Source organism: Peribacillus sp. S4, assembly GCF_046715815.1.
Taxonomy (GTDB): domain Bacteria; phylum Bacillota; class Bacilli; order Bacillales; family DSM-1321; genus Peribacillus; species Peribacillus frigoritolerans.
Genome location: NZ_CP175708.1, coordinates 2,238,958 through 2,264,402, shown reverse-complemented (window position 1 = coordinate 2,264,402; position 25,445 = coordinate 2,238,958). Strand labels below are relative to the sequence as shown.

Below are 25,445 nucleotides of genomic sequence, written 5' to 3'. Positions count from 1 at the left end.
AGTGGGAATGGTGAACTCAATAGAAACGGCCCTTTCACCGCGGGAAAATATGCAGAACGACTTCAGATTCGGCACCCATTGGCATCCAAATATATAAGTGGGCTTCATAAATCAGGAGTAGTGGAATTTATGCGGAAGTAATTCGTCGAATTTACAAGCTTCGTCCAGAGCCCTTTAGCATTAAACATTTGGTTTGAACAGTATTGTGAAATATGGGAAGAAAGACTCGACAGCTTGGAACATTAACTGAAATAATTGGAGGAATAAAATGTTTCCAAAAACCGAAATCACCCGCAGTTTCAATGCTCCTCGCGAGCTTGTATTTAAGGCTTTTACCGAATCAGAACATCTGCAGAACTGGCGGGGCCTAAAAGGATGGGCTTTTGATATTTCTAAGTTTGAGCTTCGCCAGGAAGGTGTTTTCCATTACAGCCAGACATCTCCTGATGGTAATGTAATGTGGGTCAAATTTGTTTATCATGTAAATGCCCCAGATAAACTCGTTTACCCCTCTTTCTTTTCTGATGAAATGGGTAACATCGTACGTGCTCCTTTTAACGACAACTGGCCATTGGAAACTCTCAATACTTTTACATTCACCGAGCATGTAGGTAAAACAATACTTACGGTGATTGGGGCACCTGTATCCCCAACCGAGGAGGAAATGGTTCAGGAGGGCTTTTCAGGAACCTTCGTTCAACTGGCTGACTACCTCTCTACTATTTCATATGACTAAAAAACAACCCCAGACCTCTCTTTACATAGAGAACTCCGGGGTTGTCAAGTTTAGGTTCATTTAGTAATCAAGTTCCCGAGCGGACTTAGAAAAGCAATCAATTCGTGACACTGCCATCTTCGTCCGGATCCTCAATATCCGCCGGATCTTTTTCCAATAGTGCCTCTTTGTCTTTTTCGTTCCATTTTGTTTTATACCCTAATGATTTCGCTACTCCTAACACAGGTAGATACGATTTTTTATCTGGTTTAAATGTTTCTAAATCCCTTGTTTGGATTACACCCAAACCTAGTAGCAATTTATCTGATTGGATATAGGGTTTTTCATCGATCAGTTTCATTTGATCAGCTGTATAAGGATAAACGGCTCCATTCACTTTTAAGGTAAACGGTCCCTTTTTTTCTTCTTTTATTTCTTTCGGCTTTTTCGATTTATGGGAAACATCATACACACCTTGAACAGTTCCTTCTCTCGTATTATCGGCTCCTCCATACATTTTTCCCTTTTCATAATCATAAATAACTGCTTGCACATTTCCGATATGTTGCGGTTTTTCTTCATAAACATGGCCTTTAGCCATTAACTCAAGCCTTGTATTTTGTTCAATTCCCGGTTCCCATCTTACTGTCGGATAACCAGCAGAATAAATACGTGGCGCATATATGGCATCTTGAATGAGCATTTTATGATCAAGCACGTTCATGATCGTTTCAGATACCGATGCGATTATCGTCGCTCCTCCTGGTGAACCAATGGCCATGAAGGGATTTCCATCTTTTAATACGAAGGTCGGGGACATACTGCTTCTTGGTCTTTTTCCTGGTTCCACCTGGTTAACTCCACCCGGTGTGGCATCAAAATCCGTCATTTCATTATTTAGCATGAACCCATAATCTGGTACCATGATACCAGATCCGAATACTTGCTCGATTGTAGTCGTATAAGCTACCATATTTCCCCACTTATCCATTACAGAAAAGTGAGTCGTTTGTCCGATTGGGGTTTTCTCTTCTTTTACCATCTTCATTGCAGTGGGTTCTTTGCCCTCATACTTCCATGGATCGCCCGCTTTGACATCAGCTGTTGATCTATTTGGATTGATGAGTTTTCTTCTTTCTTTAATATAATCTTCATCTAATAGTCCCTCTGTTGGTACATCATAAAAATCCTCATCCGCCATATAAGCAGCGCGATCGGCAAAAGCAAGATGCATGGCTTCGGTTAGGTGATGAAGATACTCAGGTGAGTTGGCCCCCATCTTTTGCACATCGTATCCTTCCATAAGCTCCAGGATTTGCAGAACAGTCAAACTGCCTGAGCTTGGTGAAGCTGCCCCTACCACTTCAAATCCCCTATATTCCGATTTAATCGGCTCTCTTTCCTTCACTTCATAGTTTTCCAAATCCTCAGTTGTCATCGTTCCTTCACGCTTTTGAACTTCTTCGGTAAGCGCTTCCCCGATTTCTCCTTTATAAAAAACGTCAGAACCTTGTTTTTTTATTAACTTAAGAGTCTTTGCCAGGTCTGGCTGAACGAGGGTGTCTCCCTCTCCCAACGGCTTTCCGTCTGGTACAAAAACTTTTGCAGCCGATTGGTTATTTTTAAGCTTTGTTACATTTTCATCGATATATTGCGCTGTTGCCCAATTGACTTTTACCCCTTCTTCAGCTTGTTTAATGGCCGGGCCTATGACTTGTGATAATTTCAATGTTCCATATTTCTCAAGAGAAGTCTCCACCCCCATAAGAGTCCCAGGAACTGCAACCGCTTTCCCGGATGTATGCCGCTTACTAAAAGGAATAGGTTTTCCCTTTTCATCTAAAAAAAGTTTAGGCGTAACATTTTGAGGTGCCATTTCGCGATTTTCGATCATCGTTATTTTATTTTCCTTTTTATTATAAATCATGATAAAACCACCGCCGCCGATTCCAGACATCATTGGTTCAACCACATTTAACGATAATTGAATGGCTGCCGCTGCATCGACTGCATTTCCGCCTTGTTTTAGTATCTCTATACCCGCTTCAGCTGCTAACGGATGAGAAACTGATACGATTCCATTTGTAAAACCCTTTCCCATTGACCCATCCACTCCAGGAACACTTGCAAAAGCCGGTGTGATCATACAAAAGAAACTGAAAGTAACTAAAATAAAACTTTTTAAAAATTTCATGAATTAGTCTCCTTTCAAAATAAAACAAATTGGGTTTTATCATAAGGCAAGTGGATATACGAGCAGAATTCTCTTGTAGGAATATGCTGGTTGTCTCGATAAAAAACACCCTGCACATTCCCATTTTCGTTGCATTCCCAATGATGCTTCACTTCAAAAAATCACCCCCCCGAATGGTTAAGCTCTACCCTTTACTTCCGGATTGATATTCGCAGGGTCAACTTTTCTCAATGCTTTGGTTATTTTCTAAGATCTTAGAGCTGTCGTGATTGTCATTTTTCCAAAGATATTGTATAGCCAGCAACACGATAAAAGCGGATATCCCAATGATGTCCGATACCGTTTCAGGGTAGATCAATAGTAAACCTACGATTACGGCGAGGACTCTTTCTAACCAGTTCATTCCCCTCATCCAGTAACCTATGACACCCGCCCCAATTGCAATCATACCTGCCATTGCAGTAAGTACTACCCATGCAACCTCCATCCAAGTTGTATCGATCATTAGCATTTGCGGGGAGAGAACAAAAATATATGGAATGATGAATGCAGCGATGGCAAGTTTCGATGACTCAATCCCCGTTTTTATCGGCTCGCCTCCCGCTACCCCTGCCGCTGCAAATGCCGCTAAAGCAACTGGAGGGGTTATATCTGCTATAATGCCAAAATAGAAAACGAATAAATGTGCAGATAGATCAGGAACACCAAGCAAAATTATCGCAGGCGCTGCAATCGTCGAGGTGATTACATAATTGGCAGTCGTAGGTGAACCCATACCTAATATAAGTGCCGCTACCATAGTTAGCATCAGTGTTGGAATCAAATATCCACCAGATAAATCAATCAAGCCATTAGCAAGCTTAAGCCCTAGCCCAGTTTTCGTGACGATACCGACAATAATGCCTGCTGCTGCTGTTGCAGCGGCCACTGCAAGAGCTGTTCGGGCTCCATCCACCAATGCATAGATGATATCGATGAATTTCATGCGGACATCCTTGTTTATGAAACCTACAAGAACCGAGATGGCGATGGAATACAGTGCTGCATGTGTTACCGTGATATTCGCCATGAGCAAAATGATAATGGCAAGAATCGGTATTAGTAAATAAAACTTGCCGAACACTTCCTTTTTACTCGGCATCTCTTCTTGCGTTAACCCACGCAGCCCAAGTCTTTTCGCTTCAAAATGGGTCATGATCCAAATTCCTGAAAAATAAAGGATAGCTGGAATCGCAGCCGCCTTTGCTATATCCCAATACGTTATTCCATTCCCAATGAACTCAACCATTAAGAATGCCGCTGCCCCCATTACCGGAGGCATCAATTGACCGCCTGTCGAAGCAGCCGCCTCCACTGCCCCGGCAAATTCCTTCTTATATCCAAGATTTTTCATCATCGGTATCGTAAATGCTCCTGATGTCACAACATTAGCCACAGAGCTCCCGCTAATCGTTCCTTGAAGAGCACTTGAAAAAATCGCAACCTTTGCAGGTCCCCCTATCCGTCTGCCGGCAATTGCGGTAGAGAGATCATTAAAGTATTGACCGACGCCTGTTCGGACCAGAAAAGATCCAAACAGTAGAAATAGGAAGATGAATGTCGATGACACCGCTAGCGGAGTACCTAAAATTCCCTCTGTCGAGAAGAACATCGTTTGCACCAGTCGCTCCAGGGTCAAACCGCGATGAGCAAGGAATCCTGGCATATACGGTCCAAAAACCCCATAGAAAATGAATAATAAAGCAATGACCATGATAGGAAGGCCAACTGCACGCCTGGTCGCTTCCAAAACCAGCAGAATGGCCATTAAACCGACTGCAAAATCCAATACGCCCAAACGTCCTACATTCATGACGATATCTTCGAAAAATAAGGGCCAATATGCACCTACCCCAATACTAAGGATCGCTAATATGATATCGTACCAGGCAATTTGAAATTTTCCTTTTTGACCCTTCTTTCGGTTTGCAGGAAATAGTAAAAATACTAAGGAGAGTGCAAACCCTAAATGTATCGTCCGTTGGATTTGTGCTGTAAAAACGCCAAAAATGGCTGTATATAATTGGAATAACGAAAAAGCTAAAAGTCCAAAAAATGCAATGTGGCCCAAGACACCTGTTAATTTTCTAGTTCCGGCCTCTGGGTCATATTTTTCCAATAATTCCTGTTGTTCTGCTTCGGTTAAATATTTCATTTTTTCATTATCAGCCACTAATCTTCACTCCCTTCAACTGTTCCCATAATGAAATTCTTTCCGAAGAAATTCTCACCCATGTCCCTGGTTTAATGAAGTCTGCCAATGTGTATGTTTTTTCATCATATATTAATCGATGGTTGGCTTTAACTTGTCCTACCCGTAAATCTATATAGGTGAAAGTGCGTTGCATATTTTTTATGAAGTAGGTACCGTCTTTTTCTTCGAATATTTCCTCACCCTCTGCATTGGAAGGCATACCGACCGCAAAATCATCATAGGCAAGTTCGGTTTGTTCGATTTGCTTATCCGATAACCGATATGATTCCAAAACATCTGTGAGGTGGATGGAGTGTGTATACTTAATCTTGAACTCCTTTTCTTTTTCCAAAGGAAAGTATGCGACTAATTCCCCTTGGTCCTCGTATGAAAAGGCTATTACATGCTTATAAGGAAAAAAGAATAAAAAAGCGATGAGCAGAGGTGTACCAAAAGCCATGAATCTCTTGAATTTCATAGACACCCCTTTCATAACCAGTTTCACATTCAGAAAAAACGAAGCCGATAGGCCACATAAAGCGAGCTACCGACCCAATTGCATTACTTGGAAACGCCTTTTTCTTTAAAGTATTTTGCTGCTCCAGGATGAACTTCCATTTCCCCTAATCCTTCAAGTGCAGTCTTTGCTGTAATGAACTTGCCTTTTGCATGTGTGATTTGATCAGTGTTGTCATAAACTGCTTTAGTCATTTCATAAACTAAATCTTCATCAAGATCCTTAGTGACCACTAACATCGCTTTAACAGCAACTGTTTTTACCTCGGATTTGATTTTGTACGTACCACTAGGAATTGTATCTTCAGCATAGTATGGGTACTTTTTAACCAATGCTTGAATTTTGTCATCTGCAATAGGCAGAACCAAAATATCATTTTGGACGGATAGCGCTTCAACTGCACCAGTAGGCGTGCCTGCCGTGATGAAAGCTGCGTCAATATTGCCTGCTTGGATTCCTTCCGCCGACTCATCGAAAGATAGATTCTGCCCTTTAATATCCTTTTCAGACAACCCATGAATCTCCAGGATTTGCATGGCATTGATGTAAGCACCAGAACCCGGTGCGCCTACTGATACCTTTTTACCTTTTAAATCCTCGATTGATTTAATTCCGCTTTTTGCAGTCGTTACAATTTGAACAGTTTCAGGATATAAAGAGCTGATCGCCATAATATTGTCAATGGGTTTCCCGTCGAACATTTCTGTTCCTTCAAGTGCATATGCCGCGATATCCGTTTGCGAAAAAGCGATTTCAGCCTCTCCAGCCCTTAACGTTTCCATATTTTCGGCGGAGGCGCCAGATGTCTGAGGTGTTATGTTCGCTTTTGTTTTATCGGAAATGATTTTTCCAATTTGTCCTCCAAGCGGATAATATGTACCACCCGTTCCACCAGTCAACAGACTCAAGTTTTGGCTACCGCTGCCTGAAGCACCTTCATTGCTGTCTTTACAAGCTGTGATAATACCGGTGACCGTCAAAATCATGACCAATAAAAAGCACCTATGAAATCTTTTCATAAAATTCCCCCCTCATATGTTTTCTTCATCCGCAGGAGATGATAGTGTTATTATTCTACCGACCGCCTCACTTTCCCTTTTTTTACAAAATCAGACATATAATCAAAAAGGACTAGTAATTGATTTAAATTTTTTTAAAGAAATCAGAATAACAAACACAAATATGTATAAACACCTATTAAAAACAAGGAAAATCCGCTATCCAATAGTAATATTCTACCTTTTATTACCTATTCTTCCTTTCTTTAAGGATAATATTGACTCTTCCATTTTAGAAATATATTATTGTTATAAACTTATAAGTCTATATTATAAAATGATCTTCTAACCTTAAATTTTATATCCAGCTTTTTTTTGCGAGGGAATATTAGGGATTCCCCCTTTCTTTAGCCTTGTTACTCAAATCCAATTGAAGTGGGTGATTGTTTGAATTACCTATCCCTCCGCTATTTCATAGAGGTTTCTAACCATCTTAGTTTCAGTGAGGCTTCCAAAACCCTGCATATATCCCAGCCCGGACTTAGCCAACAGATTTTATCCCTCGAAAAACAATTAGGCTTTAAATTATTGAATCGAACGACAAGAAAAATTACATTGACGGAAGAAGGAGAATACATCTATAAAAAGCTTGCGCCTTCCTTTGAAGATATCGAGAAAACAGTGAATTACATAGTTGAAAACAAAACCATCCCCAAACCTAAACTGAAGATTGCTACCGTACCCTCTGCAGCTAGTATATATATCCCAAAATTATTGAAAAAGATCGTGGGGCAATACCCGGAAACAGAGTTTTACGTGCATGAAACAACATCTTCAAGAGCAGTAAAACTCGTAAACCAACAAAATTATCACATCGGTTTCATCCGAACGCCCATTCACAGTGACATCATCGCCAATGAAGGATTAAGCATGATTGAATTCATGAGGTTCCCTTTACAATTAGTCGTCTCCATGGATCATCCACTAGCCCAAAAAGAGGCCATACATTTATACGAAGCAAAAGACGAACCTTTTATCCATTATGATGCCGTTCAAGCGCATTCCCTTCAATTCCTTTTGGAAAAGGCTTGTCTGACGGCTGGATTTTCACCTAAAGAATTATGTAAAGGCTCTGAATTACTGACTATTGCCAATCTAATATCCAATAACTTAGGCGTAGCCCTCATGCCGGAAGATATGGTGAGTTTGTTGGGAAAAAGCCAAGTAAAAGCCTTGAACATCGATAACTCGGAATTAACCAGTTCGATATCGGCAGTATGGAAAAACACGGATGCCTCCATTCTGACTAAGCATATTTTGAAAACGTTAGAAAATGATGATGATTTTAACAATATGTAAGATTCTTGGTTGGGTAATTGCTGCGAAGTGAGGTAATTATAGTAAAATGAATGATACTTATCGGTGTTAAAAAGCCCCATTTCTCTTTTATGATACCGAGAAACGGGGCTATTAATATAGGATCATTTCACCTTTTAAACTTCTTATTGGCGATGGGGCGTTCCCCCTTATATAACTTATCAAAACCTTAAATTAGCAAACTCCCCTTATTGGTAGTGACTAAGTATATCAATGCATAGCATGCTTTGACCTAAGAAAATATAAATACTCTATTCCTTCAGCGGTAATCTTAGTGCCGGCCCTTCCTCTGCCTTTGACGACAAACCCTTCAATTTCTAAAATATCCAAACGGCGACGAATCTGCTGAGGGGACAAGACAAAGTCCGATTCTTTACTTTGACTGGAAATCAGTTCTCTGCTTGCCGCTTTTCCTTTATCGTTGTATTGCTTAATTACTTCCAAGATGAAAGCGCGCTCCTGATTTTCCAACACACTTTCACAGACGGGATAATCAGCCGTCACACTGTCTTCCTTATTCCCGTGCATGAACGGAAGATCACTTTTCGTCACGACATTCCCCTCACAAACCGTCAGCATGTAATCGATTGTACTTTTAAGTTCCCGTATGTTGCCGGGCCATTCATATTGCATGAAATAATCCAGTACGTCTTCCTCTACTTTTACCCACTTCCCGCTTTTTGTGATGAGGTGCTTTATCAAAAGTGGAATATCCGCCCTTCTCTCTTTGAGTGACGGTATGTAAAGATTGAGCACATTCAGCCGGTAAAACAAGTCTGTTCTGAATGAACCGTCCCGCATTTTATCATGAAGATTTTTATTCGTCGCGGTAATCACCCTGACATTAACGGGAATGATTCTCTTGCCGCCAATTCTGCGGATTTCCCCCTCCTGAAGAACTCGAAGCAGATGGGATTGAACTGTGAGACTTATGTCACCAATTTCATCCAAAAAGATAGTCCCTTTATCCGCCATTTCAAACAGTCCTTTCTTTCCTCCCCTTTGCGCTCCTGTAAATGCCCCTTCTTCGTAGCCGAACAATTCACTTTCAAGTAAAGTTTCTGTTAAAGCACTACAGTTAACCGCTAGAAATGGCCCGTTCTTTCGCAATGAATGCTCATGAATCGCATGAGCAAACAGCTCTTTTCCTGTACCCGTCTCTCCCTGAATCAAAATCGGATGCTCCGACAAGGCAAGCTTTCTGGCAATCTGCTTACGCTCTTTCATTACTTCATTCTCGCCGATAATATCGTCAAAGCAGTATTTTGAATAAAATCCTTGATTGCGCATTTCTCTTTGTGCAGTCTTTTCTATTTCAAAGGCTTGATGTACACTTTTGAAGGTTGCGACAATTGTATTTTCTTTCATCATTTGCAACCGGAAAATCACGACATCCACGCCGTATATGTTGAAGAACTTGCTTTCATCATTACTTTCCATGATGAAATCGATAATATCACGGCGATTCATTACATGCTCTAGATACTGATTAACCACATCTTTTGCATCAACCTGGAACAATGCCGCAAGTTGGTCATTGAATACCGTTATCAGCCCTTCCTCGTTAACGACCAATATTCCGTCATCGACAGTACACAACACATTTTGGATATGATCACTCATCTGCTTGGCATCCCACTCCGCATGTAACAGCTTACGTTGTAATTCAATTATATTACTAATATACCTTTCAGAAATCTTAGAGGATATATCCTTGTGTAAACCACAGCATTCTACAACTTCCAGAATTGTTGTTATATCAAAAAGACGCACGCCTATATCGATTACTTCTTTTATGTAAGAGGGGCACAGATGAGTTTCTCCTGGCGATACAGCTATTTGGACATTCTCATAAAATAAAATCCCCTTCCTGAAAGGGATAAATTGAACATGATCGACACCAAGCTGATATAAGGATTCAATAAGGCTTATAGTTGCATCGTCATCATCATTCACCAAAAGCACTGTCGAACCCTCTGGTATTCTTAATAGCTTGTCAATGTATTCATGATTAACAGTTCTCTTTCCCACAATTATTTTCTGGGAATTTACACCGCCCATTCCCATTTTCTTTTCATAAGCTGCATCTGATGAATACAAGATAATTCCCTCTCCCAAAGAACGAGGTATTCCCTCATCGGTAGCATGGCTTTTGACATGAACGTAGTCTCCAAGCAGTTGTTCCAGTTGCTCCTGCAAGGCTTCCTTTGTTTTTGAGCTTCCCGCTATAAGTGTAAGTGAGGATTTTGACATAAAAGCACCTACCTGTCTTTAATTGGTTTTATTATATCACCAAAAAGAACCAATAATGACCTTTAACTTCAATCCACCCAATAAGTTCTCATTAAAATCAATTACCCCGTATTGGCACAGAATTTGCTTATATATTGAGTTGTCGTGATTGAGTTGACGTGCCCATGGATTTGAAAAGGAGGGAAACAGCAGAATACTAGAAAAACAGATGATAGTGATAGGCTGGAAAATTTTTGTTAGCGTATTAGTTCCATGTACTTATTTTAAATACAAAGGAGAGACACTTATGAGCCAGGTAGAAGAGAAGGCTGTTTCGCTTGAAACAGCGGGAGAAAAAGAGAGAAAAATCAATGTTTTTGTATTGCTGCTCTGCATTCTCGCAACAGCAACTCTATTTACTTACATTTTGCCTGCCGGGGAATATACACGGATTGAAGCAGATGGACGGACAACTGTTGACGCCAATTCTTTCAAATGGATAGAATCTGCACCGGTGGAATTGTTCGATATGATAAAAGCTATTCACACAGGGATGGTTGAAGCCGGCAATATTATCTTTTTCTTATTGATTATTGGAGGGTTTTTCGGTGTTTTAAGAGCTACAGGGACGGTTGATGTGCTCATCGCCACAATGGCCCGGAAGCTGGCGACACGTGAAAAGCTATTAATTCCTGTCGTGATGCTGTTTTTTGCTGTAGGAGGCTCCTTAATGGGAATGGCAGAAGAAACACTAGCTTACCTTCCTCTTATCATTCCGCTGGCGCTGGCCCTGGGATTCGATACAATTACAGGTACTGCCATCGTCATAGTAGGGGCATTGTCAGGGTTCACGACTGCTATCATGAATCCCTTCACTGTAGGACTTGCACAAGGAATTGCTGAATTGCCGATGTTCTCAGGAATAGGGTTACGCCTTATCTTATTTATTATCGTCTACCTTGTTTCCGTTCTTTATATCTATCGTTATGCTATGAAGATCAAGAAAAATCCTTCTATAGGAATCTACGGAAAATATACAAAGGAAGAAGCAAAAAAACTGCTCCAATCAAGTGCGAAATTAACTGCAAGACATAAATTCATCTTACTCTCTTTTTTAATTAACTATATCGTGTTGGCATTTGGTGTCATCAAATTCCAATGGTACATTACAGAAATTACAGCCTTATTCATTATTTTGACAATAGTAATTGGAGTATTCGGTAAATTATCCGCGGATCAAATTGTCAACTCCTTTACCAATGGATCTGCCGCCTTGCTAGGCGGTGCTTTGATTATTGGCGTATCACGCGCCATTCTTGTTGTATTGAATGATGGGCATATCGTCGACCCTATGCTGCATCAAGTATCTGAAGCAATCCAGCATATTCCGGCCTATTTAAGTGTTGCCGGCATGTACAGCTTCCAAACTCTTATTCATTTTATTCTAGCATCCGGAACCGGTCATGCGATGTTGACCATGCCAATTATGATTCCGCTCGCAGACTTATTGGATATTACACGCCAAACTGCGGTGTTGACTTTCTCTTTTGCGGACGGAATCGGAAATATGATTTTCCCAACCGCTACCACCTTAATGGCGGGCTTGGCAATTGCAGGCATACCTTGGACAAAATGGGCGAAGTGGATTCTGCCGCTGGTACTTATTCAATATCTCATTGGATTAATAGCCGTCATAACGGCTCACTTCATCGGATATGGTCCATTTTGATAAAAATCACTAATTCATTACAGGAGGAAAAACGCATTGCTTACTTTAATTAAAAATGGCGAGATATACTCACCCAATTACTTAGGACGGAAAGACATTTTGATTACAGGCGAAAAAATTGCATTCATAAATGACAGAATCGAGATTCCTGACAACTTTGCTCCTATTCATATCATTGATGCGACCAATCTTTTAGTTGTTCCAGGTTTCATAGATTCACATGTTCATATTATTGGCGGAGGCGGTGAGGGAGGATTCAAAACCCGCACCCCTGAGCTGATGCTTACGGACATTACGACTTCAGGTATTACAACGCTTGTCGGATTGCTTGGTACGGACGGAACTACGCGTAGAATGGAAAGCCTGCTTGCCAAGGCCCGGGCACTTGAAGAAGAGGGTATTTCCTGTTTCATTCATACAGGCTCCTACCAAGTACCAGTAAAAACATTGACAGGAAAAATTGAAGATGACCTTATTTTCATTGACAAAATCATCGGTGTCGGGGAAATTGCCATCTCCGACCATAGATCATCAGAGCCCACTTTTGAGGAATTGACCAAAATCGTCGCAGCCGCACGTAACGGGGGTATTCTGTCAGGAAAAGCAGGAATATTAGAAGTTCATGTAGGAGACGGTGATGGCGAGCTCTCGTTGTTACATGCAATCGCTGATAAAACCAGCATTCCGATTCGGCAGCTCCATCCGACACATATCAACCGAAATGAAAAATTATTCAAGGCGGGAATCAATTACGCAAAACGGGGCGGGTTCGTAGACTTTACAACAAGCACCATTCCTCAGTTTCTGGATGATGGCGAAGTAAAATGCAGCATTGCCTTGCGCATGATGCTGGAAGAAGGGATTCCGGTAGAACAAATCACCTTCTCCTCAGACGGCCAGGCAAGTCTTCCATTTTTCAACAACCATGGGGAGTATGCAGGCCTTCAAGTAGGAAAAGTATCTTCGCTATATCACGAAGTGCGTGATTCTGTTTTAGAAGAAGGAATCCCTCTTGAAACGGCACTGAAGGTCATCACCACGAATCCCGCACAAGTGCTGAAACTATCAACAAAGGGCAGTATCCAAACCGGCAAGGATGCTGATATTGTGCTATTGCAAAAGGAAACTTTGGCAATTGTCACTGTAATGGCAAAAGGACAAGTTATGGTAGATAAGGGTATTCCGTTGATAAAAGGGACATTTGAATGAGTTTAGAGGATACCAGATTTCGAAAAATTTTCACGTCTCGCATTAATATTGTGAAAAATCGCTATAGGGGCGATACTTAAACCAATCTAAAAAGTCGAATTCCTAACTGTGGAGGAATTCGACTTTTAATTATAACAGTCATATTAACCTGTTCCCTTGTTAAGTAACAAAACATGTAAAGCCTCGAATATATCAAACTTAACTTTTTTTCGATTTTAACCTGGAAAATCGAGACCCCCTATCCATCACTTTTATCTTAGGGACCCAGCCTATGTACTTTAGTCTTCAGAAAAGTCTTGTTGTTAGAAAGAGGTCATCCAAATAATGAAGTACTATGGAGCGGCTGAACTTTCGCCAAAGGATCAATATAGGCTTTGGCATTATTAACTGCCGTAGGACCTTCACCGAATCCGGAAGCAATTAATTTGACCTTTCCATCATACGTACAAATATCCCCGGCAGCGTATATGCCTGAAATATTTGTTTCTTGCTTGGAATTAACGATAATTGCATTTTTATTGATGTTTAGACCCCATTCTTTAATCGCTCCAAGAGAAGAGACAAAGCCGTAATTAATAATTAAATCATCTACGTCAACCACTTCTTTTTGTTGAGTCTTAGTGTGTTCTAAAACTATTTGCGTAATGTGATCTGTTCCTACCAATTCGGAGGGAATATAAGGTGTTTTGACCTCAACAGAGGAATTCACTAATTTTTCTACACTATGCTCATGGGCACGGAATTTATCTCTTCTGTGTATCAATGTTACCTTTTCAGCAATCGGCTCTAACATAAGGGCCCAATCAACAGCAGAATCCCCACCGCCCAGAATCGCCACTTTTCTTCCTTTAAATCGGTTCATATCATTCACGAAATAATGCAAATTCTTATCCTCGAACTGTGTTGAATCTTCCAATTCTAGTTTACGAGGCTGAAAGGCTCCATTTCCAGCAGTAATGATCACTGATTTAGAGAAATGAGTATCGAGGTTTGTAGTGATCTTAAATGTTCCGTCTGCTTGCTTTTCCATTTGTTCAACTGCTTCTTCAAGACAAATTGTTGGTTCGAATACTTTCATTTGTTCTATTAAATTCTCTATCAATTCCTGCGCCCTTACTTTTGGAAAACCAGCTATATCATAAATGAATTTTTCGGGATAAAGAGCCGAAAGCTGTCCACCCAGTTGAGGAAGACTTTCGAGGATTTTCACCTTCGCTTGCCTCATTCCGCCATAGAACGCAGTAAACAAGCCAACTGGGCCGCCGCCAATAATAGTTATGTCATAGACCTTTTTTTCTTCTGTCAATGCAATCACTCCTTGTTCTTCTAGGTTGGTTGTTCATACTGAACATGATTTACTGGTTGTAAGCGATAAACTTGTAATGTTTCCACAAGTAATTCTTCCTTATCCTTTGTTTCAGAAATGATGGATAAAAGCAATAGAATATCCACCCTTTCAAAGACAATCTGGATATGTCACCACATTAAAAATCTATAAAGCTACTGGTCACAAACGCACCTGAAATAATTATTCAAATTTATTAGGGTTACCATCAAAGGATGTTTGAGCCACTTTTATAGAATCTGTTGGACATCCTTCTGAAGCATCTATCATATCTTCCTCGAGGTCATCAGGTATAATCGCTGCCCCAACATTATTATCCAATATAACGAACGCAATCCCTTCTTCATCATAATCATAAATATCCGGAGCTGAAGCACCACAAGCTCCGCAAGCAATACACGTTTCTTTATCAACGATTGTATAATTAGCCATTTTTCCTATTCATCCCTCTCTCTAATCTAGGCCCTGGTTTTACTAAAGTATTTGTAGAAGCCTTTTCCTACTCAATACCTTTCAAAAATTCCAAAATGCTCGAATTAAACTTCCTTGGATTTTCCTGGTAACACAAATGACCGCCATCTGGAATAATCACTACCCGGGAGTTTATTAGCTTTTCATGAATGGCTTCTGATTCCTTAATGGGAGTTACAGTATCCAACTCACCACAAATCACAAGAACAGGAACAGCTATATGAGATAACATACTCATTTGATTTAGATGATAAAGTGAATATGCTACCGAACGATATCCTGCCGGTCTTATCTGTGTCATAATCTCTTTGACCCGTGTATGGACATTTTCTGAAGCATGGGGAGATAGCAGTGCTTGTATCCTCTTTTCCGCTATCTCCTTAGTAGAAAGGTTTTCAATTGAAAATAATCGATTTTTCAATTTCGTCTCGTTCTCTTCTGCTGATAGAGCAGCAGCCCCCCTTGTCGAATCTGCTAATATGAGTTTATTAACCTTATTAGGGTACAGGCTACAGTACTCTATCGCAATTGCCGCTCCCATTGAATGGCCGAGCAGATGGATATTTTCCAGCTTTAGCTGATCTAGCATGCCGTTCAGAATACATGCGAACTCTTTAAAATGTCTATATTCTTCTGCTGGATCTGAGCTTTTCCCATAACCCGGAGCATCCCATGCGATTACTGTATAATGCTCCTTTAATTCCTGGATTTGTTCCTTCCATGACTGTGAATTATTGCTCATACCATGTAATAATACTAGAGGTTCTCCATTACCTTCTATTTCATAATGAATGCTTAAATCTTCTACTTTTACGAATGGCATACGATCAGTCCCCTTCTAAAGGTAAGTCTCTAACTCTTAAAGCCCCCAAACTTGATATAACTTTCTTAAATTAGAGAATGATTTACTATTTTTATATTTTGCTTGAAACCCTATAAAGAAAGTGCTTCCTTTCCCGTCTTACAATTCAGCTAACGTATTCAAATACCTCTCCAGTTTAGCCAAGGCCCCGCACTGACAATCCGCCGTCGCTGGAAATGATTTCACCAGTGATTGCGCGTGATTCGTCAGAAGCTAACAGTACATAAGCCGCAACGTGATCTTCCGGCATCTGGGCAAGTTGAAGAATATTCCGTTTTTTAATGCTGCTTGCTTTCGTATCATTATCGATGATTTTCACAAATGGACGCAGCGGTGGAATCACCGTGAGTGCTGTCAATGTACCCCCTGGTGCTACGGCATTTACCCGGATGGAAGGCGATAGTTCGAACGCAAGCTGGCGCATCAATCCAATTTGGGCGTGTTTGCTCGCTGTATACCAAACACCGCCGCCATCTGGATAAAAACTTGCACCGGACACGGTAAAAATAATATTGCCATTCGTTTTTTTCAGTTCTTCAAGAGCAGCTTTAGCTCCGAAAAAAGAGCCTTTTACGTTAATATTGAATAGAAAATCATACGCTTCGGAAAGCGCCTCGGGAGTCACATCGGCAAATTTGGCAAATCCATCGAACACGCCTGCATTCGCAACGAAGACATCTAACTTTCCGAATTGCTCAACAGTAGCTTTGACCGCTTGCTCATTGTCTTCGTATTTGCTTACATCTCCCTGATAAGTAAGGATGTTTTCACCAAATTCTCCTTTCATTTTCGCTAATGTCTCTTTAGAGCGGCCGATAATGCTCACTTTTGCTCCTTCTTGTATAAAACGGCGTGTGACAGCTTCTCCTATTCCAGAAGCTCCCCCTGTAATCAAAACGACTTTATCTTTTAAGGCCATGCCCATTGTCTCCACCCCTTCTGATATCTTTCAAACATAATGAACGGTTATCCAAAGATCGGTTCCATTCATATATACGGTCTTGTAGCGAGGACATAATCCTTATATGTTTTGTATATAAAACTATGTTTTTTATATAAACAATTCTAAAATGTAATCGCTTCATTGTCAATGTAAGCTGTAAAAAAAACTGAAACCATCGTTCGGGAATATGTGCCTTGTTCTATATCAAGCTGTGGTAATCCTTATTTCTGTGTACAATGAGTATTCAAGATTTATTGTGGTCCTCAGTAAGAATCTAGCGTCCCTTCTTACTGAGATACCCTTTCTAAAAAACGTATGATATTACTTTTTTTGCCCTCTATAAAGTTACTTTGTTTCCTGTTGTATTACTTAGGTGATTTTCGGCAACTTCTTGTTTAATCATAAACAAGTACGCGACAAACCCCAGAGTTGCTGCTACTATCAGCATGGCAATGGAGGGACCAAAATCACCGCCAGACATATCGCGGCTCCACCCCATGATATAGCTTGAAAATCCACCCATAATATTCGTGAATCCCATTAAACCGGCCGCGCGTCCCGCTGTTTCAGGTGTTGAAAATTTGATGATGAAGAAATTGGTTAGATGAAACATTCCTCCCTGAGTTCCCATGGCGAGCCCCATTGAAACCCCGGCCATAATAGGACTAGGTGCAAGGACAGCGATTGTCAAAAATACTGCTGTTAGTATGAAAAGAATCGTCGCAAGCAAGCTCGGGCGTTTCGTTTTGTCCGCCAGAAATCCGCCAGCCAGGACAAATCCTAGCGCGAATAGCCATGATAATGAGGTAATCCCAGTCATTGCATCTCTTTCAAAGCCTTTGGCCTCCACGAGATAGGTAGGAAGCCAAATACTGATTCCAAAGAACAGAAAGGACGACATCAAATTGCCAAACCAGACAATCCAATAACGATAATCCTTTGCGAAGAATTGCTTCAACTGCACATCATGCATTTCGTCCTTTTGGCGAATATAGGAGACTTCCTCTTTACTCATGCGTGGATGTTCTTCAGGCGTATTACGAGCCAAATACAGGAACATTGGAATATTTATAAACAAGTTAAAGGCGGCGAGAGCAAAGAACGCGGCCTGCCAATGAAATGTTGAAATAATGAGGATGAGCATAACGGTACCCACTGCCGGGCCAAGGTAGTTTCCAGTAATCCAGAATGACTGTGCCCTGCCAAGCTCTCTTTTATTAAACCAATTCGATATGAATTTACCCGATATCGGGATCATCATTCCTTCCCCGATTCCGAGGATGACCCTACTAATTAAAAACATTTCGTATGAAGTGGACAGTCCTCCCATGACCATTGTCGCAGTCCATACCAGTAAACCTAAAACCGCTGTTTTCCGCGCCCCTAACTTGTCGATAATAACACCCCAAAAAATGTTGGAACAGGAGTATGAAATCATGAATATAAAGGAGATCAAGCCAATTTTCGCATTTTTATCCGGGCCAGTCAGACCAAGATCACTTAAAAATCCCGGATCGGTTTGGATAACAGAGATACCTACTTTATCAATCTGACCGAAAAACCAGAAGAAAAAAATAGGAATCGCAATGTACAACCATCTTTTTTGACCTTGTAACATGTTATTTCCCCCTTATAATAGGCTCGTTTGAATGCGCTTTCATGATTTTCGATACAAAATGGCTAACATGCTATCAAACTTCACCAACTCCCCCTTTCAAAAGATAGCAGCAACTTTTGTTTCATATAAAAAACATTGTTACCGATATTTAATGTTATATTGAATTTTCTTAATAGTCAATAATATTTCGAATAATATTTTTTAGCAGAAAAAAAGTAGTTTTATATACAAAATAAATAAGGTAGAGTTTCGATGAAAACAACCCGAAACAATACCTTACACATCTATCACATAAAACCAGCTAATGTTTCTGCAAATCCTCGTACCTTAGGTAATGCATCTCCATAATTATTTGAAACATCATGATTTGCAGCAATAAAATGTCCATCATGTGACTGAAGCGCTTCTTAGTCTAGTTCCGTTTAACCGGGAATAGTATGACGGTTTTCTGTCCATCACCCCAACTTATGCTGCAGCTTGAGGTGAATAAGGCATACAATTCGTGAACCGCCAACCAACGTTTCCTTAGATAGGTAAACCCAAAATTGAAGAATGATACTTCTTCCGCTCATTCGGTTGCCGTCTTCCTTTTATAACGATTCTTTATAAATATATAAAAATTAACTATTTTTATTATTTATCATTCAATGTTAGCATTTTGTTATAAGTTATTTGAAAGGATGAGAGATGAATGACTATCCAATATTCTGAATTCGCAGTATTCGGGCTCGGTCCCATCGGAATTGAAATTCTACGCAGTGCTTATCAAACGAATCCTCAATCTATTATCGGTGTTGTCGATATTGACCCCGATAAGGTAGGGAAGGATATTGGCTTCCTGATCGATGAAAAGGAAACGAACAAGTGTGTAGTTCCCCATATCCAGGAAGTAAATACTGAAGCTGACCACCCTATCGCCCTACATGCAACCGGTTCCAATGCACAACAAGTATGGCCCCAAATCAAAGAGCTGCTAGATCACGGTTTTTCAGTGGTCTCCACCTGTGAACAGCTTTCCTTCCCTTGGCATCGCTACCCTTTACTTTCAAAGGAAATAGATGATTATGCTAAAGCAAAAGGACTTAGTGTCATCGGGACCGGAATCAATCCAGGGTATATCATGGATACTATGGCCATTTCTTTTACAACAGTATTGACCACTGTTAACCAAATTAAGGTCATCCGTAAAGTTGATGTTTCGAAAAGGCGCCTCCCTTTACAAAAAAAGGTCGGAATCGGGATGACCAGAGAAGAGTTTGAATTTTTGGCCCAACGGAATGAAATTGGGCATGTAGGTCTTGAGGAGTCTGTAAGGTTAATCGCTTATGGGCTGAATTGGGAACTTTCAAATGTTATCAATACCATTGAACCAACGATTGCAAGCGAAAATATGACCGTTCCGCTAACTGCCTTAAAACGAGGGGATGTTATGGGGCTTCATCAAATTTCCACAGGCAAGACTGTGGACGGAAAGGAAATTTCCTTGGATTTAACGATGTCTGCAGGTATTAAACAGGAAGATGAAATCGTTATTGAGGGGAACGAAACCCAAAGGTTGATTGTTCCAAACGGCATTTTTGGAGATACTGCAACCGCAGCAATGATCATCAATACCGCTAAGCAAATTGATGCCCTCCGTAAACCAGGTTTACTTACAATGGCTGACATCGGGGTGCCAAGAAATATAAATCAATCACACTTTGTGCGTATTTAAGTGGCTGACTAACAATCTTGCGATATAGTATTACGATATAGGAAAAGGTGAACCCCTAATGGTTTACCTTTCAGTTTGTAGACAACAGGGGTTCGGAATTAAAAAATTCTGAGTCCCTGTTGAAATTCCCTTTGAATTTTAGCCTAAAGTTAAGAGATTGCGACTCTACGAGCCCACATGTTAGGCCATTTTTGGACCTCGCCATGTCCAATTGGCCATCTTCTTTAAATTAATGGCAGCGAAAGTAAGCATCGCCTGCATTGACAATTTTTTAAGTCCCCTTAAAGTAGTCCAACGCATACCATGCTTTTCTTTTGCATCTGCGAATACACGCTCAATCGTTTCTTTACGTTTTGCATATATAGGTTTTACATCTTGATGATGACGCAGATGATCTGCTTCTTCCACATGTGTTTGCCAGATATGCCGTGTCACCACTTTTTGACAGTCTTTGCTTTCTGTACACCGAGATAAAAATGAGCATGTTGTACAAATTTGTTTTGGCGATTTGTACTCGCTATAGCCCTCTTTATTAGTTGTTGAGTACTTTAAAGTTTCGCCCGAAGGGCAAAGGTAACAATCAAAATGTTCATCGAATACATAGTCCTGTTTGCGGAAAAATCCTTCTTTGGTGCGAGGACATGTATAAGGTAAAGCCGGTATGATTTCTTTGTTAAATAGGTAGCTTGTAATCGCTGGTGTTTTATTAGCTCCATCTGAGGCAACGGCTTCCGGTTTTCCAACTTTCTCAATCACTTGTTCAACTAGTGGCTCTAAGATCTGACTGTCATGTGTATTTCCAGGTGTTACAATCGTCCCAATACAAAACCGTTGCGGTCTGCTGCCGCGTGGAATGAATAGGCAAACTGTTTTGTTCGTTCATCTTTCACATAGTTGCAACTCTCAGAATCCGTTAAACTTTCTTTAATCTCTTTGGTCTCTTCTTTATCAAATTTATCTGGTGGAAAAGGCTTTTTTCCATGGTTTTCACGATCTTGTTTGATTTTATCTAAAAGGTAAGACAAAGTTGATTGGAACGAAAGGTACGAGACTCCTGCGGGAAAAGCGCGTCTAGGGGAGACCCCGCAGGCGAAAGCCGAGGAGGCTCCCCGACCGCCCGCGGAAAGCGAGTGCCCTACGTTCCAATCAACGTCCAAATTGTAAAAGCCATAAAAGTAGACAAACTCGATTTTCATCGAGTTTGTCTACAGTCTGAAAGTTGAACCCCTAATGGTTCACCTTTTCGTTTTGGTTCAACTGGGCATGTGACATGACAAAAAACCACCATAAGCGGTGGCTTTACTTCCTATATGTAGAATGCAGGTTTCGACTAACTTAAATAAGTTATCTTATTTCAGAAAAATATATTCCGAAAATGAAATGACTTTTCTATTTTCATTAATGTGTTCGAGAACCAAGTTTCACGGAAATGGCTTTGGCAGCTTTCGTTACTTTGTCAATCAATTCAGGCAAGCGATCTTCCTGAAATCTTGCTTCAATCCCAGCGACACTAATACCGGCTACTATTTCACCTTTACCATTGAGTATCGGCGCACTCACCGCTTTTGTATAATCCTCCAGTTCTGATGAAGTTATCGTGTACCCATTTGATCTCGCTTCATCCATTGCATGACGGAGTTTAGTTTTATCCGTAATCGTTCCCATGGCGATTGGTTTTAATTGGATGTTTTCCAAATAATTTTCACGCTCTTCTTCTGGCAAAAACGCTAGGATGATTCGAGAATCGCCAGCGTACAATGGCGAACGCCTTCCAATGGATGTATAAAGTCGAACAGGCTGCAGGGTGTCCACCTTTTCAATATACATCGCTTCATCCTTATCCCTTACAATTAAATTCACTGCTTCTTCAACATCATCCCGTAGGTCTTTCATGATCGGATAGGCGATTGACCTGATATCCAAACGCTCCCCTACCAGTTGACCAAACTGCAGGAATATCAATCCAAGTGAATAACGGCCATCATCGTCCTTTGTCAAAAACCCCATTTCCTCCAAAGATCCCACCATACGGTGTAACGACGTTTTCGGCAAATTGGAAAGTTCCATCATTTCATTAAAGGTCAGTTTTGGATGATTTATGAAAAGGGTTAGGATTTGCATGGATTTCACGACCGTTTTGTTATGTGCCTGCATACAATGTCTCCTTTCATGATACATGTTTTCCTTAACTATCATTCTATTATAAAACATGGAAGAAAGGATGTAATGAAAATAACCGTATTGATTGTTTTTCGAAATGCTCTGTTTGTATTCTCATTTGATTTACCGGCACTTTTTAATATTTGATCGAATCATTTTATTATCCCGAAGCCCATGGAACGAGTAATAATGTGAAATGCTGAAGCGTTTAGCGGATTAAGTTACTTGATCATTACGAAAACCCATCCACTACAAAGGCATTTTCAATATTACTTTTGTCCCTTTCCCTTCACGAGAATGAAGGATAAGGTTTCCGCCGCAAACTCTGGCTCTTTCCTCCATACTGAATAAGCCTACTCCTCTGGTAACTTTTTCGATATCAAAGCCCTTTCCTTGATCTTCTATTTCTACACGAACTTCTTCCTCTATTTCCTGGATCGTCACTGTAGCTTCCTCTGTATAGGCGTATTTCCTAATATTTGTTAATGCCTCTTGAATAATACGGTAAATGGTAATTTCTTTGTTTGCATTCAGACGGCAGTTCAAATAGCATTCAAAACGTACCTTGATATGATGATGCTCTAAAAATTGCGCCACTAAAGAGCGTATGGCAGGGAACAGTCCAAGATCATCAATTACCGATGGCCTTAATTCCCAGGATAGATGCCGGAGTGATTCGATAATTTCGGTCGCTTCATCTTGCATTTGATCTAACAGGGGATGATCCATTTCTGTCTGAAGTCTGTTAATCGTTATGAGATGGCTGTATAAGTTTTGTCCGATATCATCATGAAGCTCTCGGGAAATGCGTTTTCTTTCTTCTTCCTGCACATCAATGATTTTCCCGGTCATTTTCTGAATCTCTTCTTCCGCAAGCTTACGCTGGGTCACTTCATGACGAATCGCTAAATATTGATAAGGTTTCTGGAACTCATCAAGAAATGGAACGATTGTCGTATCAACCCAATAATAAGTATTATCCTTGGTCTTATTTTTAATCTCGCCTTTCCATACTTCCCCTGATGATATTGTTTTCCAAAGATTGTTGAAAAACTCTTTCGAATGAAATCCCGAGTTAATGATTCGATGATCCTGTCCGATCAGCTCTTCTTTTGAAAACTTTGAAATCCGGCAAAATTGATCATTGACATATTTAATCGTCCCTCTTTGATCGGTTATTGCTACAATCGAGGAAGCATCCAAAGCAAATTGGAAATCGGCCATTTTATTTACGAATTTCCCCAATTCCTCTAAAACTCGTTTATATTCGGTAATTTCCTTGCGAATTGCCAGGTATTTATATGGGTTCCCTTTTTCATTTAAGAAAGGGACAATTGTGGTATCGACCCAATAATGAGTTCCATCCTTCGCCTTATTCTTGATTTCACCCCGCCAAACACTTCCTGATGAAATTGTCTCCCAAAGCTCTTGCATAAATTCCTTTGAATGATGACCTGAATTGATAATTCGGTGGTCCTTCCCGATAAGCTCTGTTGCTGAATATTTGGATACCTCACAAAATTTCTTATTAAAGTTTATTATCTTGCCCTTTTCATCAGTAAATGCAACAATCGTGGATTCATCGAGTGCGTAAATTAAATCAACCAGTTCATTGATCGGATAAGATTGCTGCTGGTTAATCCGTGATTGGTCTTTCACTTTATGGACTACAATTAAGTAATAAAGCTCTTTCGCAAGCTGAAAGGAGTTCACCCTGAAAAAAAGCGAAAAAGCATGACCATCCCGGTGGATCCCCAACTGGTGGATAATCTCCCCTGCTCCGCTGTGTTGCAGGTTTGCCCCTGGTATAAGATTCAGAAGCTTTTCCCCGTTCAATTCATGATGTTCATAACCAAAGTTGTCATATACCTGTTGATTCGCAAAAGAGATGACTCCAGATTCATTGACAAGGATTGTCGCATCGCTGGATCCAGGCGTAACCCCTTTTTCCATTTCCAAATGTTTATTCAAGTCCATACATAATCCTCCTTGTTGCCATGTTAAATTAAGCTGTTCAATTCCTTTTCCAGTTTTTTCGCTGCATCAAGGATCTTATGCTGGTCACTTTCAGAAATGGGCTGAACTGTTCGTTTACCTACTAATAATACCCCTTTGGGAACACCTTTAAATTGAATCGGAACCGCGAAGGCGCAACGGAGATTTTCCGCAAGCATGATGGGATAATCTAAAGCTTTGCCCTGGATATTACTGGGGAAACCCTCAATCTTCATCGGCGTCCCCGTTGATATGACCCTGCCTGCAATTCCTTTTCCATATCGAACAGTTATCCTTTTGTACTTATCATTTCTGTTGCCGGCGGCATAATGCCAGCTTATATCAGGACCTTTTCTGTTTTGTAAGGCAAGTCCTACAAAATCACCGTTCATTTCATCTAATACATATTCACACGCTTTTTTAAATGGTTGTTCCTCTTTCGATTTACTGTCCAAGTTAAATTCCATACCCTAATAACCCCTTTTTTAAAGCGAATGCAACAAGTTCATGCCTTGTTTTCATCTTGAGCTTTTCCATTAGGTTTCCTTTATGGCTTTCAACCGTTTTCACGCTTATGACAAGCTGTCCGGCAATTTCTTTATTGGAAAACCCTTTCGCAATCAACGTAAGTACCTCTTTTTCACGGTCAGACAACAGATTGATGGAATCAGCGGTTCCCTGCTTCACACTGCCTAAATATTCTTCCATTACCCTTTTTGTTGCAGATGGATGAAGGTATGCATTTCCGTTTGATAAAGATCGGATGGCTACCAATAGTTCTTCATGGGGTGCACTTTTTAAAATACAGCCTGAAGCCCCGGCTTGAATGGTTCTGAACAAATATTCATCATCATCATGCATGGTAAGTATCAATATGGCTACCTCGGGCATGAGTTTCTTCAGTTCTGAAGTAGCCGATAAGCCATCTTTTCCATGTGGCATGCTTAAATCCATGACTACCACATTAGGCTGAAGCTCTAGTGCTCGTTGTATTCCTTCATTCCCCTCTGAAGCTTCCCCAATGACTTCCATATCAGGATGATTGTTTAGTAGCATCTTTAAGCCCATTCTTACAACGGCGTGATCATCGCAAAGCAAAATTTTTATCAAAGCAGCTCCCCCTAGCTTTGTTC

19 protein-coding genes and 1 pseudogene are annotated in these 25,445 nt (G+C 40.5%); 5 read left to right on the top strand and 15 right to left on the bottom strand.

The window, feature by feature from the left end; translation table 11 throughout:
- Nucleotides 1-268: 268 nt before the first annotated feature.
- Nucleotides 269-736, top strand: coding sequence for an SRPBCC domain-containing protein (locus ACJ9PY_RS10795; protein ID WP_411739988.1), 468 nt, complete (start codon nt 269-271; stop codon nt 734-736).
- Between the two features lie 97 nt (nt 737-833).
- On the opposite strand, the gene ggt is transcribed toward ACJ9PY_RS10795, so the two are convergent.
- The 4 genes from ggt to ACJ9PY_RS10775 form a co-directional block, all read right to left on the bottom strand.
- Entirely contained in the window at nt 834-2,909 is a 2,076-nt protein-coding gene (gene ggt / locus ACJ9PY_RS10790; RefSeq protein ID WP_411739987.1) for a gamma-glutamyltransferase, read from the bottom strand.
- Between the two features lie 217 nt (nt 2,910-3,126).
- Nucleotides 3,127-5,103 carry a TRAP transporter permease gene (locus ACJ9PY_RS10785; protein ID WP_411740261.1) on the bottom strand — a complete coding sequence of 659 codons (1,977 nt, stop codon included), beginning with the start codon at nt 5,101-5,103 and terminating at the stop codon, nt 3,127-3,129.
- A gap of 10 nt (nt 5,104-5,113) precedes the next feature.
- Nucleotides 5,114-5,620, bottom strand: coding sequence for a DUF1850 domain-containing protein (locus tag ACJ9PY_RS10780; RefSeq protein ID WP_250161079.1), 507 nt, complete (start codon nt 5,618-5,620; stop codon nt 5,114-5,116).
- A gap of 83 nt (nt 5,621-5,703) precedes the next feature.
- Nucleotides 5,704-6,678: a TAXI family TRAP transporter solute-binding subunit gene (locus ACJ9PY_RS10775; protein ID WP_098186698.1), complete on the bottom strand. Its 975-nt coding sequence runs from the start codon at nt 6,676-6,678 to the stop codon at nt 5,704-5,706.
- Nucleotides 6,679-7,104: 426 nt separating this feature from the next.
- Between ACJ9PY_RS10775 and ACJ9PY_RS10770 the strand changes: the two genes are divergently transcribed.
- The gene (locus ACJ9PY_RS10770) at nt 7,105-8,016 is read left to right on the top strand and encodes a LysR family transcriptional regulator (protein ID WP_057275948.1); all 912 of its coding nucleotides are present in this window, start codon (nt 7,105-7,107) and stop codon (nt 8,014-8,016) included.
- 228 nt (nt 8,017-8,244) lie between these two features.
- On the opposite strand, the gene ACJ9PY_RS10765 is transcribed toward ACJ9PY_RS10770, so the two are convergent.
- Nucleotides 8,245-10,287, bottom strand: coding sequence for a sigma-54 interaction domain-containing protein (locus ACJ9PY_RS10765; RefSeq protein WP_063576425.1), 2,043 nt, complete (start codon nt 10,285-10,287; stop codon nt 8,245-8,247).
- Between the two features lie 286 nt (nt 10,288-10,573).
- Between ACJ9PY_RS10765 and ACJ9PY_RS10760 the strand changes: the two genes are divergently transcribed.
- Nucleotides 10,574-11,995 carry a YfcC family protein gene (locus tag ACJ9PY_RS10760; RefSeq protein ID WP_411739986.1) on the top strand — a complete coding sequence of 474 codons (1,422 nt, stop codon included), beginning with the start codon at nt 10,574-10,576 and terminating at the stop codon, nt 11,993-11,995.
- Between the two features lie 36 nt (nt 11,996-12,031).
- Nucleotides 12,032-13,204: a beta-aspartyl-peptidase gene (iadA, locus tag ACJ9PY_RS10755; protein ID WP_411739984.1), complete on the top strand. Its 1,173-nt coding sequence runs from the start codon at nt 12,032-12,034 to the stop codon at nt 13,202-13,204.
- A 313-nt stretch (nt 13,205-13,517) separates the two neighbouring features.
- Here iadA and ACJ9PY_RS10750 read toward each other — a convergent pair whose 3' ends face one another.
- From ACJ9PY_RS10750 to ACJ9PY_RS10730, 5 genes are all read right to left on the bottom strand, one after another.
- Entirely contained in the window at nt 13,518-14,510 is a 993-nt protein-coding gene (locus tag ACJ9PY_RS10750; protein WP_034312587.1) for an NAD(P)/FAD-dependent oxidoreductase, read from the bottom strand.
- Between the two features lie 222 nt (nt 14,511-14,732).
- Complete coding sequence (locus tag ACJ9PY_RS10745; RefSeq protein ID WP_063576429.1) at nt 14,733-14,981, bottom strand: ferredoxin; 249 nt, start codon at nt 14,979-14,981, stop codon at nt 14,733-14,735.
- A 67-nt stretch (nt 14,982-15,048) separates the two neighbouring features.
- Nucleotides 15,049-15,843, bottom strand: coding sequence for an alpha/beta fold hydrolase (locus tag ACJ9PY_RS10740; RefSeq protein ID WP_411739983.1), 795 nt, complete (start codon nt 15,841-15,843; stop codon nt 15,049-15,051).
- Between the two features lie 175 nt (nt 15,844-16,018).
- Nucleotides 16,019-16,807 (bottom strand): SDR family NAD(P)-dependent oxidoreductase, encoded by a 789-nt coding sequence (locus tag ACJ9PY_RS10735; protein WP_222619736.1) that lies wholly within the window; start codon nt 16,805-16,807, stop codon nt 16,019-16,021.
- A gap of 355 nt (nt 16,808-17,162) precedes the next feature.
- A complete protein-coding gene (locus ACJ9PY_RS10730; RefSeq protein ID WP_411739982.1) occupies nt 17,163-18,443 on the bottom strand; it encodes an MFS transporter in 1,281 nt (426 codons plus the stop codon).
- A 691-nt stretch (nt 18,444-19,134) separates the two neighbouring features.
- Here ACJ9PY_RS10730 and ACJ9PY_RS10725 point away from each other — a divergent pair.
- Nucleotides 19,135-20,157 carry a hypothetical protein gene (locus ACJ9PY_RS10725; RefSeq protein WP_239861074.1) on the top strand — a complete coding sequence of 341 codons (1,023 nt, stop codon included), beginning with the start codon at nt 19,135-19,137 and terminating at the stop codon, nt 20,155-20,157.
- 180 nt (nt 20,158-20,337) lie between these two features.
- Here the strand turns inward: ACJ9PY_RS10725 and ACJ9PY_RS10720 are convergent.
- The 5 genes and pseudogenes from ACJ9PY_RS10720 to ACJ9PY_RS10700 form a co-directional block, all read right to left on the bottom strand.
- Nucleotides 20,338-21,152: pseudogene (locus tag ACJ9PY_RS10720) on the bottom strand (transposase); the annotation flags it as partial.
- Between the two features lie 403 nt (nt 21,153-21,555).
- Nucleotides 21,556-22,311, bottom strand: a complete 756-nt coding sequence (locus tag ACJ9PY_RS10715; protein WP_034312598.1) for an IclR family transcriptional regulator — start codon at nt 22,309-22,311, stop codon at nt 21,556-21,558.
- Between the two features lie 255 nt (nt 22,312-22,566).
- Nucleotides 22,567-24,294, bottom strand: a complete 1,728-nt coding sequence (locus tag ACJ9PY_RS10710; RefSeq protein WP_411739981.1) for a PAS domain-containing protein — start codon at nt 24,292-24,294, stop codon at nt 22,567-22,569.
- 23 nt (nt 24,295-24,317) lie between these two features.
- Complete coding sequence (locus ACJ9PY_RS10705; protein ID WP_411739980.1) at nt 24,318-24,779, bottom strand: GAF domain-containing protein; 462 nt, start codon at nt 24,777-24,779, stop codon at nt 24,318-24,320.
- Nucleotides 24,769-25,422, bottom strand: a complete 654-nt coding sequence (locus tag ACJ9PY_RS10700) for a response regulator transcription factor (protein ID WP_034312606.1) — start codon at nt 25,420-25,422, stop codon at nt 24,769-24,771. Before ACJ9PY_RS10700 ends, ACJ9PY_RS10705 begins: the two co-directional genes overlap by 11 nt.
- Nucleotides 25,423-25,445 lie beyond the last annotated feature (23 nt).